Annotated in this window: 12 protein-coding genes and 1 pseudogene; 12 read left to right on the top strand and 1 reads right to left on the bottom strand. The window is 36.9% G+C overall.

Annotation, left to right across the window (positions count from 1 at the left end; genetic code table 11):
- The first annotated feature begins 68 nt into the window (after positions 1-68).
- Both I2484_RS11840 and I2484_RS11835 read left to right on the top strand, forming a co-directional pair.
- Entirely contained in the window at positions 69-1,652 is a 1,584-nt protein-coding gene (locus I2484_RS11840) for a sensor domain-containing diguanylate cyclase (RefSeq protein WP_207151231.1), read from the top strand.
- A gap of 236 nt (positions 1,653-1,888) precedes the next feature.
- Complete coding sequence (locus I2484_RS11835; protein WP_207151230.1) at positions 1,889-2,458, top strand: hypothetical protein; 570 nt, start codon at positions 1,889-1,891, stop codon at positions 2,456-2,458.
- 328 nt (positions 2,459-2,786) lie between these two features.
- On the opposite strand, the gene I2484_RS11830 is transcribed toward I2484_RS11835, so the two are convergent.
- Positions 2,787-3,755 carry a glycine-rich domain-containing protein gene (locus tag I2484_RS11830; protein WP_207151229.1) on the bottom strand — a complete coding sequence of 323 codons (969 nt, stop codon included), beginning with the start codon at positions 3,753-3,755 and terminating at the stop codon, positions 2,787-2,789.
- A gap of 530 nt (positions 3,756-4,285) precedes the next feature.
- On the opposite strand from I2484_RS11830, the gene I2484_RS11825 reads away from it, so the two are divergent.
- The 10 genes and pseudogenes from I2484_RS11825 (at position 4,286) to I2484_RS11780 (ending at position 13,337) form a co-directional block, all read left to right on the top strand.
- On the top strand, positions 4,286-5,335 hold the full coding sequence (locus tag I2484_RS11825) for a FecCD family ABC transporter permease (RefSeq protein ID WP_207151265.1): 1,050 nt from the start codon (positions 4,286-4,288) through the stop codon (positions 5,333-5,335).
- A 3-nt stretch (positions 5,336-5,338) separates the two neighbouring features.
- Complete coding sequence (locus tag I2484_RS11820; RefSeq protein ID WP_207151228.1) at positions 5,339-6,100, top strand: ABC transporter ATP-binding protein; 762 nt, start codon at positions 5,339-5,341, stop codon at positions 6,098-6,100.
- 10 nt (positions 6,101-6,110) lie between these two features.
- On the top strand, positions 6,111-7,121 hold the full coding sequence (locus tag I2484_RS11815; RefSeq protein ID WP_207151227.1) for an ABC transporter substrate-binding protein: 1,011 nt from the start codon (positions 6,111-6,113) through the stop codon (positions 7,119-7,121).
- Positions 7,122-7,424: 303 nt separating this feature from the next.
- A complete protein-coding gene (locus tag I2484_RS11810) occupies positions 7,425-9,011 on the top strand; it encodes a helix-turn-helix domain-containing protein (protein ID WP_207151226.1) in 1,587 nt (528 codons plus the stop codon).
- Positions 9,012-9,131: 120 nt separating this feature from the next.
- Positions 9,132-10,133 (top strand): ABC transporter substrate-binding protein, encoded by a 1,002-nt coding sequence (locus I2484_RS11805; protein ID WP_255551354.1) that lies wholly within the window; start codon positions 9,132-9,134, stop codon positions 10,131-10,133.
- Between the two features lie 299 nt (positions 10,134-10,432).
- Positions 10,433-10,711 (top strand): annotated as a pseudogene (locus I2484_RS11800) (dihydropteridine reductase); the annotation flags it as partial.
- 467 nt (positions 10,712-11,178) lie between these two features.
- Entirely contained in the window at positions 11,179-11,511 is a 333-nt protein-coding gene (locus tag I2484_RS11795) for a winged helix-turn-helix transcriptional regulator (RefSeq protein WP_207151263.1), read from the top strand.
- A 17-nt stretch (positions 11,512-11,528) separates the two neighbouring features.
- Positions 11,529-12,455, top strand: coding sequence for a DsbA family protein (locus I2484_RS11790; RefSeq protein WP_255551353.1), 927 nt, complete (start codon positions 11,529-11,531; stop codon positions 12,453-12,455).
- A gap of 44 nt (positions 12,456-12,499) precedes the next feature.
- Positions 12,500-12,808 carry a monooxygenase gene (locus I2484_RS11785; protein ID WP_207151225.1) on the top strand — a complete coding sequence of 103 codons (309 nt, stop codon included), beginning with the start codon at positions 12,500-12,502 and terminating at the stop codon, positions 12,806-12,808.
- Positions 12,809-12,884: 76 nt separating this feature from the next.
- Positions 12,885-13,337: a pirin family protein gene (locus tag I2484_RS11780; RefSeq protein WP_207151224.1), complete on the top strand. Its 453-nt coding sequence runs from the start codon at positions 12,885-12,887 to the stop codon at positions 13,335-13,337.
- The last annotated feature ends 109 nt before the right edge of the window (positions 13,338-13,446 follow it).

Here is a 13,446-nt window from a genome sequence, read left to right as displayed (position 1 = left end):
ATTGGAGTTATTCACTTAAAATCTATATTTCAAAAAAGGATTTCAAAAAAGGGGAAATTTACAGGGTAATGAAAATATCACTTAAACACTTAATTCTATTTGTAGCTTTACTGTCAGTTGGACTCACGCTAATTAGTGGTATTACAGCCGGTTATCGTGTGAACCAGCAGACGCTGATTGAAAATACATTGGAAACAAACCGAGTGTACGTCCAGAAAATTGCGAGCACAACTGATAATTTTATGAAATCGACACTTCAACGATTGGAGTATAGTGCGAAGGACATCCCACGCTATTTAGAGCAAGGGGATTCTAAGGCACTAATAGCTAATGAGGTAAATCGACTTTTTGAGCAAGACAATACATTTAACTCTGTCATTATTACATCTGCATCAGGTGAGATTATTGCGGCATCCCCACAGTCCTTACAAATACTGGGTAAGCAAGTTGCATCGGTAGGTGGACGGCAAGCATTAGCAGAAAGAAAGCCATTAATAACAAAGCCATATATGTCAATAACGGGTCGTTTAATTATCTTCATCTCACAACCGATTTTTGATGGCGATGGAAATTACCTAGGTTTTGTAGGTGGATCGATTTATTTGATGGAGAAAAGTATATTAAATGATTTATTAGGAGAGCACTTTTATAAGGATGGTTCCTATGTCTATGTTGTTGATGAAGATGGGCGCATTCTTTATCACCCAAATAAAGAGAGAATAGGGACAATTATTCACGGAAATCCTGTTATAAACGATATTATGAATGGGGGTAGCGGTGCCAAGAGGCTTGTAAACTCCTATGAAATTGATATGCTCGCTGGCTATGCGTTTATGCCGACAACAAAATGGGGAGCCGTATCGCAACGACCCACTGAAGCCACGTTGTTGCCGTCTAAAGACTTAAGGAATCAAATGGTACTTAAAACGCTACCATTTCTCCTGCTTTCTTATATTATTATTTTTTATATCTCCAATCGAATTGCGCGTCCTTTACAACAACTGGCGCACTATGCAAGATCTAGTGCGGAAAATGAAACGAATACAGAAATTGAAAATGTACATGCTTGGTATTACGAAGCGATTCAATTAAAAAATGCACTCTTTAAGAGTTTTTCCTTCTTTCAAGATAAAGTGAACTTTTTAATTCACGAATCAACAACGGATCCTTTGACAGGATTAGTAAATAGAAGGACGATGGATGAACATACGAAGAAATGGACGGAAGATCAAACGCCTTATTCAATCGTTTTATTCGATATTGACCGATTTAAACGTGTCAATGATACATATGGTCATGCTTCAGGGGATGCAGTGTTAAAATTTGTAGCTGAGGAAATGCGTAGAGTGTCGAGGAATAATGATATTTGTTGCAGATACGGTGGTGAGGAATTCATTTTACTGTTGCCTGAAACGACTAAGTTAGAAGCCTTTGACGTTGCCGAACGATTACGGAAAAAGTTAGAGACGACAGCTAGCCCATGTGGAGAAGTTGTTACGATTTCAGCAGGCATTGCAAGTTTCCCGGAAAGTGGACATTACGCAATGGAGTTAATCGAAATCGCAGATAAATGCTTGTATGAAGCGAAGAGTACAGGGCGAAACAAAAGCATCATGGCCGAAGTTTCAGGTGCCAATGTCAGTATCTATTAAAAATCCCCTACTGAATTTTAGGTACCTGTTCGTGGCGCTATTCAGTGAATGTGACGCGGTTGTATAATAATACCGAATTAATCAATACCTACACAATTTTTCTTTACTTTTTGTATGAATATTTGGATGTGTGAGTTGTTCATCAATCGGGTCATATTGATGAATAAGTATATTGAAACATTTTGCGTTATGAAACGTATTACCAGTAGGTAGAATTTTATAATGGAGGTGTTTTTTTGAAAAGAATTTGTCTATGTATAATTTCTTTGTTTGTAAGTATTTCACTGATGGGATGCGGTTCAACTGGTCAAAGTAGTATAAAAGATTATAATGACGATGATATAGCGGCAATCGTGAATGGTAAAGAAATTACGATAGGTAAATTACGCTTTTTGTATCCAGATGAAAAGGTATTGGGAAATATTGAAGGAACTGTAAAAGCTGAATTAGTGATGCAAGAAGCCAAAAAAATGCATCTTGATGTTTCCGATAATCTAAATCAAACAAATAAAACGACCTTAACTTTTCCCTCTAAAGATACCGATGATCCAACAGAAAAAACCAATCGTGAGTTTGTCGATTCGCAAGCCCAAAAGTTTGGTATGGAACCTGAAGAATATTATAAAAAATACGTGGAAACTACGGCAGAACAAATTGCTTATATAAATGCATATACTAAAAAAATGCTTGGTAAACCAGAGGTCGACAATGAAAAGGGGATTCAGGAATATAATAACAAAGCCAATGATTTATTAAATGAATTAGTAGCAGAATATAAGAATGAGATTGAGATACTAATCAAGTAACTTTAAATACTAATTCAGATATGGCGTCTTTTCCTGAAAAGGAAAAGACGCCATATCTGAATTGTTGTGATAACTCAAGGGCTTATACTTATTGTACATCTCAATTGTCAAATCAAGATTATGTAAACCGACCCTACTGGAATCAAAATGATTGATCAAAATTTCAGGTACCTGTGCGCGGACTACTCAGATCAATCGCTGCAATTGCATAATAATAGAATGAAAACCAGACAAATGGCGAATGTCTGGTTTTATTGTATGTTTATTCGGCTGTGTTAATTGGTTGTCTTTGTGTCAAGCACAGGTGCCCTCCAGTTACTTATTATTATTACGAAGAACACCCACTACACGAGCTACAACTACTCCCAGAATCAGAGTCCCCTCCGTCCGAAGGAGCACTTGGCATAGCTCCGGCGTCTGTTCCTACTTCAAACGAATTCACATTGGTGACAATCTCGTTCCATTCTTCTTTATTATCGGAGTCAACTGCAAAGCCAGGAGATCCGTCTGCTGAAGCACCAGTCACTCTTTTCTTCTTTTCTTGAACTGTGTCATAGTCATATAAGGCGAATAGTGAGGTTCCATACCAATAGCCGTCTTTTCGTTTAACTCGCTTTCCTTGTTTTCTGTTTGTCTTCATCGCTTGTTGTCGTGCGAATTTGAGGAAGGTAGCCAATGTATGTGTCGAGGCCGCATCGGATGAGTGTCGGCCAAATGACTCAATGATTCCTTTTGGATCATTCACTATACGCTCTATCCAATTTGTGTGTAGTTTCTTTTTTCGCACGAATTTCCCCCATAGATGCGAGCGGGAAGTAACGTTGAAAAAAGAAAGATATAACATGTCGAACCAAGCACGTTCAGTTGGAAGAAGTGTTGGTGTTTCATGAGGGTGATGTTCAATCTGTTCGCCAATGAAATCTAAACAGAATTGATTATACAGCTGCTCTTCCTCTAAAAAGAAGTGCCAAATATCGTCTACCTTATTGGAAAACATCGGTAGTCTTTTTGAGATGCCTGCTAACAAAAGAAATTTCTTGAGTTCATACCACTGTTCTCGTAGTTCGACATCTGTTTGAGTACGATTGCTATTCTTTACGTGCACATTGATAGTTTTCTCAATCTTCATTGACCAGGCACGATTGAATTGTCGGAAAAGTTGTTTTGTCTCTTTGTCTGCCCATGGCGGAGCAGTCAATTTCTTTGAATAGAAGTATGTCCGATTCTTCATTATAAAAAACAGGTTTGGACATACAATTACAAGAATAATTCCTACAAATATCAAGTATAGTTCCATTTACATTTCCCCCTTAGGTGATGCTACTCTACTGTGTAAGAAGTGAATACAGAGCATTTTATATTTATAGTTACTTTACCATAAAATGCATTTGTTTGTTTATTCGGGTACCGCTGCGCGAGAAACTATACGGATAATGCAATACAATATAAATCAATAGCTATGCGGTTTTTCTTTACTTATTGTATAATTTTTCAAATGTGTGAGTTATTCGTCTTTGTGTCTGACACAGTGGTCGTCCCCGTGTAAACAATCTTTTAAGTAGAACCTTTCATTGAATTGATGAAGGGTTTTTCATTCTCTAATTATAAGGTTTATACCTTGGTTTTTGGTTACCGTAAAAAGTTTGAATAAATTCCGTTATGTATGACTTTATGGGATTAACAAATTATTTTATAAATTTGTTGTTGTTTTTGTTCTGAATATGTTTTACAATCAAGTAGTAATTGATAATGATAATCGTTATCAATTAAGTTGGTAGCTAAAACGGAGGTGAAAATTTGAGTGAAAAGGGTCTAAACAAGATAGGGATGGGCAATCGTTATTATGTCTTTATTTTTCTTCTAATAGGCATCATTTTGCTGTCAGCTGTATATTCAGTATCAATCGGACAAGTGAACATTCCTTTCACGCAGTCTATGGATATAGTAGTGCATGCATTAACAAATGGAAGGATTGGATCCTTAGATCATATCCAAAGCGAATCATATTTGAATATTATTTTACAGGTGAGGATGCCACGCGTGATTTTCGCACTGCTTATCGGCATAGGGCTTGCATTATGTGGGACGGTTATGCAAGCGGTAGTGCAAAATCCACTTGCTGACCCATACATACTTGGCATTTCATCGGGAGCATCATTAGGTGCAACTTTTGCAATTCTAGTTGGATTTGGAAGTAGTGCATTTTTGTCGCAGTTTGGAGTGGCATTTGGAGCCTTCTTGGGTGCGATGATAACATCAATGGCAGTCCTTATTTTATCGAGCATCGGCGGTAAGGCAACATCTGTGAAACTCGTATTATCAGGGGTTGTAATTGGGGCATTGTGTAGCTCCTTCGCTAGCTTAATTATCTATTTTGCCAATAATGCAGAAGGGATTAAAACTGTTACTTTTTGGTCAATGGGAAGTTTAGCATCAGCAAGTTGGGATAAAACGCCGATTTTAGCTATTGTTGTTCTGCTTGGAGCAGCCCTATTTCTATTCCAACATCGCGTGTTAAACACGATGCTGCTAGGTGATGAATCTGCTATTACACTAGGCATTAACTTAAGTGCATTCCGAAAAATTTATATGATCGTCACTGCTGTTGTTACTGGGACAATGGTCGCCTATTCAGGAATGATTGGCTTTGTTGGTTTAATTATTCCACATATAACAAGGGGGATTTTCGGAGCAGATCATAAGCGTTTAATGCTCGGTACGCTGCTTTTAGGTGGACTTTTCATGATTTGGGCCGACATTTTGTCAAGAACATTAATACATAATGTTGAATTGCCGATTGGAATCATCACCTCTGTTATTGGATCTCCATTATTTATCTACATGATTGTAAAAAGAGGCTACAACTTTGGAGGGTAGAAAATGGAATTAATTGCAAAGGGAATAGATATTAGTATAGGGAAAAAAGAGATTGTGAAAAACATTTCAATCCTTGTGAAAAAACAACAATTTGTAGGGCTGATTGGACCAAATGGTTGTGGAAAGTCAACCCTGTTAAAGAGTATCTATAAGAGTCTTGTACCTCAAAAAGGAATGGTTTTTTTAGATGACATAGATGTACTAAAAAGTTCAGAGAAAAAGGTTTCACAGCGATTAGGTGTCGTAGGGCAATTTAATGAAATGAGTTTTGATTTGTCTGTACAGCAAATGGTGATGTTAGGCAGAACACCACATAAAAAAATGTTGGAGTCAGACAAAAAAGAGGATTTCGTGATCGTTGAGGAAGCATTGAAACGAACAAATTTACTAGATTACAAACATCGTGGTTTCTTATCGTTGTCTGGCGGAGAAAAGCAGAGAGTTATTTTAGCGAGAACCATTGCGCAACAGCCAAAAATTATGGTGTTAGATGAACCGACAAACCACTTAGATATACGCTATCAGATTGAAATTTTATCATGTGTTAAAAATTTGAACATTGGTGTATTAGCAGCTCTCCATGATTTAGAAATGGCAGCACATTACTGCGACTACCTGTATGCCATAAAAGATGGAGAAGTCTATGCACATGGAACACCAGATGAGGTTTTAACGCCAGCTACAATTGAAGCATTATATCAAATTAAATGTCAAACATATACCAATCCAGTTACAAATGGATTAGGTTTTGCATATGGCATATAGGGGGAGCACCATGAAAAGAATATTATTACTAGGCATCAGTTTAGCGGCACTGCTAACATTAACTGCTTGTGGAGGTTCAAGTAAAAGTAACTCAGAGGAACCCGAAGCGAAAGGGCATTACCCGTTAACGATTCAAAACTATACGAAAGCGGAAGGCGGAACCACTTGGGAAAAGAAAAACCAAGTATTTGATGCAGCACCCGAAAGAATCATGGCTAATACGCGTCCAGCAGCGGAATTATTATTGCATTTAGGCTTAGGCGATAAAATCGTTGGGGTAGGGGCAAACTTTGGAGCTCCTGACAAATCAGTAGAGGAAGAATATCTGAAGTTAAAAATACTAAGTGATGAATATGTCGGCAAAGAGGTGACATTAGGGACCAATCCAGATTTAGTTTTTGGTCGAGGTGGCTTATTTGATAATGCGGATTGGGGTGTAGGTACAGTAGATACACTCAATGACATGGCTATTAATACCTATGTAATAGAGTCATCTGTTACAGGCGGAACGTATGAATCTATTTATAAAGATATTGAAAACATTGGTGAAATTTTTAGTGTCCAAGACAAAGCGGATAGCTTTATAAAAGAGCTAAAAGAGAAACAAACATCGATTATTTCAAAATTAGAGAGCATTCAAGACCATAAAACATTTGCTTATTTGCATACAAATGATCCTAATGAGATTTATGTATATCCAGCAGGCGATGAAACATTCTTCAATGATGCCTTTAATATGGTCAAGCTAGATAACATATTTAAGAAGGAAACAGCCGATGTAAGTATAGAAACGCTTATTGAGGCTGATCCAGATATATTAATCTTACCGGAATGGGATGACGCAGACCTTGAAAAGGTGAAAGCAGGGATCTATGCGAATCCGAAATTATCAAGTATGAAGGCCATCAAAAATAAGCAGATTTATGTAGTAGATTACAATTATATGTTTGGCTATGGTTATAACACGATTGATGGAATGGAACTAGTAGCGAAAGAAATATATCCAGACTTGTTTAAATAAAATGTGATAGGTGCCAGTTTCGAAAGGAAATGTAAATGTTCTAATGCTGGCGTCAAATTTGAGGTACTAAATTGCTCTAATAAACCACTACAATAGCATGATAATAGAATAAAGACCAGACAAGTTGGCGAATGTCTGGTCTTTTTGTATGTTTATTCGCATGGTAAATGGTTTGTCTTTGCGTCAAGCACAGGTAGCTTTCACTATGGATAGTATTTATTATGACAAAGGTAGTCACTTTTATTGATAGCTAGTTTATAAAAATAATTCACTTATACAGCGGAGAAAAGGGAGAGTTGGGTTTTGAAAACAACTTATGATACTGCATTATCTTTTGTGTCTTGCAAGAAACATACATTTAAAATTGGATTTCAATTAAAGAAGTTAACTATGCAAACGAAGGGATTATTTTATATTACTAGCGGCAGCGGGATAGTGAGCATCAATGGGGTAAAACATCATATTAAACCTGGTACTAGCATTTTTCTAGATTCTAGCGTAGCGATAGAAGTTGGCGCAACGATCATGAACGAAGTCCACTTCTATTATTTGCAGTATACAAATCTACCTGCATCTAACCTAGATAATATGAACTCTTTTAAAATGATAATCTTACAAATCATGTCGCAGGCAAGAGTACTGTCTTTGTTAGAAAAAATAAGTGATAAAGTTAGTATTGACCCATATATATCATGGTTAAGGAAACAAGCATTGCTCTACGAATTGCTGTATGTGATTTCTAAAAACAAGGCATTAGAAGAAAAGAATGAAAATGGCCCAATTAAGCTCACAATTGATTATATGAATAAGCATTATGAAGAACAGCTAATAATTGGTGATCTTGCTCGTTTAACATTTATGACACAGAGTTCCTTTTGTCGCGCTTTTAAACGTGAGACCGGATTAACGCCAAGTGGGTACTTACGCGAATTACGAATAGAACAAGCAAAAAATATGCTAAAAACGTCCATATATTCGATTAAAGATGTTGCACGTACTGTCGGAATTGCAGACGAATTATATTTTAGTCGTTTATTTAAAAACTCAGAAGGTATATCACCTACAATTTACCGTAAGAAGTATGAACCAAGAATTGCGATTTTTAGTAATCTTTTTCTACAAGATCATTTACTAGCCCTTGGAATTAAACCTGTTGCAGCTCCTTGTTTTCCGACAGAATGTCCAACCGAAACTGGATTTCCCATATACTTAGAAAGTCAATTGCAGGGGACAAAAAGATTAAATGCCGAGATTCCATTAGATCTAAACGATGGATTGACGATGGAACCTCATTATATTCTAAAACAAAATGATAGGAATAATTGTAGTACTACTAATAATGAGGTTCATATTCATGAAAATACAAAAGTTATCCATTTTGATGGATTTCTTAACTGGAAAGATTATCAGAGATATATTGCGAAAGTAGTGGGGAGAGAAGAATTAGCGGAAAATGTTATAAACGATATTGAAAAAGTAGAGCAGATAGCCAAAGATAAATTAAGGAAGATTACAGTAAGTGGTAAATGGGCGATTATTCGTGTCTTGAAAGATAGTATGATTGTCCATGGTGTGACGGGTCATCCCATAAGTGATTTGTTTTATGAAGGTTTGGGATTTCAATGTGATGAAAGATTAACCTATTCGAGTTGTAGAAATTATTCATTAGTCGAAATGGTTGAGCTTAATCCTGAAAGAATAATTATTCTTTGGAGTGCGCAGGAGTCAGTAGATAATTTAGTTGAAAATCCATTATGGCTGGAATTACAAGCAGTAAAGAAAAACCAAATTTACATTCCTACTAGTTTTGCATGGGATCCGTGGGGACCATCTGGTAGGAGAAATATTATAAATGACTGTGTGAAGTATTTTCATACACATTATTTGTGAGGACAAACCTATCCATACCCATAAGGCAAAACTGTCTATAGATAAATAAATGGCGACTTGATAAAATAATAAGTGAGATTGATAATCATTATCAGTCATAATGCTAGGGAGGTTATCAATTTGTTAAATGAAATAAAGATTAAATTAGGAAAGAGTATTTTTATTTTCTCGATTTTATCAATAATTATGCTCGCTCTTAGTGGATGTGGGGATCAAACGACTAATACGGACAGTACCAAGGAAACTACAGTAGTAAGTGAAGCTTCAGCAGAAAGTGATGCTGTAGAAGCGGAAGAAGTTCGGGAAATTCAGCATGCAATGGGCGTTACAAAAATTAAGGGTACACCACAACGTGTTGTAATCTTAACGAATGAAGGAACAGAAGCATTACTAGCATTAGGAATTGAACCAGTTGGTGCGGTTAGATCATGGACTGGAGAACCTTGGTATGATCATATTAAAGACGAGATGGCCGGTGTCCAGGAGCTTGGTTTTGAAAACGAGCCTAATTTTGAAGCTATTCTTGAATTAAACCCGGACTTAATTATTGGTAATAAAGTAAGGCACGAAGAAGCGTACGATCAATTAAGCAAAATTGCACCAACTGTGTTTTCTGAAGATTTATCAGGGCAATGGAAGATCAACTTTGAATTGTATGCTGAGACATTAAATAAAAAAGCCGAAAGTGAGATGATCATGAAAGCATTCGATGATCGTGTTGCTCAGGCAAAAGAAAAATTAGGCGATAAGGAAGAAATGAAAGTATCCGTCGTAAGATTCTCTGCTAAAGATGTCCGCATATACCAGAAGGACACATTTAGTGGGGTACTGCTTGAACAAATGGGTGTGGGCCGTCCAGAATCCCAGGATGTAGATAATTTTATGGAAACAGTTTCCGAAGAAGCAATGGAAACGATGGATGGAGATATTATGTTTTACTGGGTTACGGAATCAGATGTATATGATAAGGCTAATCAATGGTTGGAAAATCCAGTATTTAAAAGCTTAAATGTCTCAAAAAAAAATCAAGTATTTGAAGTGAATGAAACAATCTGGAACACAGCAGGTGGTATTAAAGCAGCAAATTTATTACTAGATGATTTAGTAGAACGACTAAATTAATAATAGAATGAAGACCGGGCAAGTTTAGCGACTGTCTGGTCTATTTTTGTATATGTATTCACGTACATGAATTGCTTTTCTTTGTGTTAAGCACAGTACTCTTTGCTATTTTTCTTCCACTCTCACTAAAAAATAGGCCGAAACTATGAAAAATTCAGGTGCAAGATTTTCTCTACATTGTTAGTGAATTAAATTCGCGTAAATCATATTAAATAATCAATCTATTTAATTGATAATCATTATCACTTATTGTGTGTTAGATAATAACAATAAATATAATTGAGTAAGGAGAATATATAATGCAAATATACTGGACTAAAATAAATAAGATTATTGATGAAACGCCTGAGGTTAAAACGTACCTACTCGACTGTCCGAAAGATTTTACATGGGAAGAAGGTTCCCACACCCACTTCGCACTGGAAGGTTTTAATGCCGGAGATAAACCAAACCGCGGCCTGATTCGTCACATGTCAATCTCCACTTTACCGCACGAAAATTCAATCGGTATTACAACACGCATCAGAGAGCAGTGCTCTGAATTTAAAACAGTTTTAAGAAACCTTGGAGTCGGCGATCTAAGATTCCTTGATCGACGCTAACTATTTCAATCGTAATCGTCAAATAACGGCCACTCGTATAACAGGTGGCCGTTATTTGACGATTACTTTTCTATTTCTTTTGTAGATATGTACCCTAACCGATTTCCGACTTCCATTGCTACTAGTTTCACCTCTTCGTCATTTATAAACCCTCTTTATTTGATTTGTCTAGGTTTATTGGTGATAGGGTAGTTCGGAAATAATCGGGAATAGCTAGTATTTATCCAAGGAAAGGCTGCTCAGTAATCTTCCCTCCACCGATTTCGTATCAAATGGTGCTTTTGTTAGATACTTAAGACTGAAAAACAATTTTGGGTTGTTCCTTCCATATCTTTTGATACGAACATGCTTGTTTAAATGGCAGACACATCAAGTATAATCTTTATACTTGATATACTAATTATACTAGTTTATACTTAAAGTAATAGTTGGAGGTGATACTTATTAAAGTATGTCCTTATTTAGAATCCAGCTTCGAGATTTTGGGAAGGCGTTGGAACGGGCTCATTATTCATTATTTGTCGAATTGTCCTGACTTTACTGCTCATTTTTCTCAAATGAAGCGCGATTTAAATGATATTACCCCTCGATCACTTTCGTTGAAATTGACCGAGCTTGCGGAATTTGACTTAGTGGAAAAAATAGTAACGGCAGGAACTCCCGTCATAATTACGTATCATCTAACTGAAAAAGGACAACAACTTGCAATCGCCCTACAGCCAATACAAGCGTGGGCACAAAAAAATATTGAACTTGATTTGTCCAATCACCAATAAAGAAAAGGGGAATTTAAATGGAAACGAAAAATAACATGATTTGTGATTTAGAAACTGGCATATGCGGGCCAGGTGGGGACGACACTGCCACAATGGAGTTTATCGATTTCTCGACACAGAAAAAAAAGGTTGAACTTTATTACGTAACGGATCCAATCTGTTCGCATTGCTGGGCATTAGAACCGGTCCTTCGAAAGTTTGTCGATCAGTACGGGCACTATTTTAATATGCACACACTTATGGGCGGATTGCTTGAAAATTGGGATGGCTTCAAAGACGCAAACAATGGCATTTCTAGTCCATCAGATGTTGCTGGTCATTGGAGAGAAGTTGGTGAACACTCCCGCATGCCGATTGATGGAACTGTTTGGTACGATAATCCAATCGAGTCGTCATTTATCCCTTCCCGAGTGTATAAGGTGATTCAAGAAAAAAGTCCAGAGCTAGCAAACACATTTTTACGACGTGCACGAGAAGAGGTTTTTGCTTTCAATAAAAACATTGCACAAGATGAAATTTTAATTAATCTTGTCAATCAAGTTGGGCTTGATGGAGAAGAAATCCTTACTCAATCAAAGCTTCCAGAAGCAAATACGTCATTACATGAAGACTTCCAACTCGTCCGTGAGTTAGGTGTCCGCGGATTCCCGACAATCGTCATGGTAAATGAAGAGCAAAAAGGGGTTCGGATCGTGGGTGCCCGAACTTTTGAGGAATACACCAATGCACTCCAACAATTACTACCAAATGAAACGTTAAATCCGAAGAAATTATCCAATTTAGATCAATTACTTCGCAAAGAAAAATTATTATTTTCACGCGAAATTGAAGAATATTATTCAATTGAGGAAAAAGATGTGACTCCATTTATTCAAAAGGAATTGTCACAAGATGTTTATGAAACAAATGAAATCCTTGGCGAGAAATACATTCAAGTAAAATAACTGTGGTAGACGAGTAAGTATTAAAATGAAAAAGGAGACTTGAAATGACATATTTATTACAAGTAGATTTCAAAATGGAAGGTCCATTTGGGGAAGAAATGTCAAAAGGCTTTGCAGAATTGGCTCAAAGCATTAATGATGAGCCAGGTATGATTTGGAAAGTTTGGACAGAAGATGCGGTGGCAAAAGAAGCTGGAGGCGTCTATTTATTCGAAACAAAAGAAACGGCCCAAGCCTATTTAGAAATGCACTCGGCACGTTTAACGTCTTTCGGGATTCAAGCTATTCGTGGCAAGATTTTCGAGGTTAATGTGCCATTATCTTTGATTAATAATGGTCCGATCGAAAAATAAATGATACTACCAACAAAATCGACTTTCCAATGGAGAGTCGATTTTGTTATATATGATGGAGAAGGAGGTTTTTGTCTTGTTACAAAAACTTGAAGCGGTAAATCATGCAGAGCCGTTCAGGGGTCCATTCACAATTACACGGGTTAAACCAGGTGAAATTTTAGGCAATAAAACCGCAGATACAGCATTCGGGCCATTAGCAATCATTGACCATGCGGTTATGAAAAAGGGCTTAACGATTAATATGCACGAACACGTAAATGATGAAATATTAAGTTATATAAGCTCAGGTATCACGCATCATCGTGATTCCGCAGGTTTTGATGCGCCGATTGCACGTGGTAAATTAATGATGATGAATGCAGGTGCAAGCTTTTGGCATGAGGAAAGAGTAAAAGAAGATGAGGTGGAAATGCTTCAAATCTTCGTCCGACCAAATGAAACAGACCTTTCCCCAGAGATTCAATTTCATGATAAACCGGTAGACAATCACGGTTGGTATATCATGGTGGGACAATTAGTGGCTTGAAGAACTAACATAAATAGGCTCTAACTTCCTTAGCTGGCAAGTGTCAGGCACCTATTTCGGCTATTGACTACAATTACATATTTATGAACTGGAGATTAGATTAGGTACC

The sequence above is a fragment of the Sporosarcina sp. E16_8 genome (assembly GCF_017347095.1).
In the GTDB taxonomy this organism is placed as follows: Bacteria; Bacillota; Bacilli; order Bacillales_A; family Planococcaceae; genus Sporosarcina.
The sequence above is the reverse complement of the archived record's forward strand: the minus strand, read 5'-3'. Positions and strand labels throughout refer to the sequence as shown.